Below are 231 nucleotides of genomic sequence, written 5' to 3' on the forward strand. Positions count from 1 at the left end.
CCGGGAACGTGTCCGATGCCGTCGTACTCCCAGGCGTCGCGGACGTCGACGACGGCGACGTCGGGGTCAGTGGCGTGTGCGGCGAGCCAGTCCGCGTCGACCGTCCACGGGACGCGCCGGTCGTCGCTCGCTGCGCGGTCGTCGGTCATGCGCGGTCGTTAGCGGTCGGGTCCCGTAGGCGCACGGGTTACCCTCTCGAACGCGCCCCCTCCCAGATACCCGCAACACAGG

The 231-nt window shown here is 71.9% G+C and carries 1 protein-coding gene; it reads right to left on the bottom strand.

The window, feature by feature from the left end:
- The coding region (locus SM753_RS21245; RefSeq protein WP_323193013.1) for a rhodanese-like domain-containing protein at positions 1-149 on the bottom strand (149 nt) is incomplete at its 3' end.
- Positions 150-231 lie beyond the last annotated feature (82 nt).

It is taken from the genome of Halostella sp. PRR32, assembly GCF_034808085.1.
Classification (GTDB): domain Archaea; phylum Halobacteriota; class Halobacteria; order Halobacteriales; family Natronoarchaeaceae; genus Halostella; species Halostella pelagica.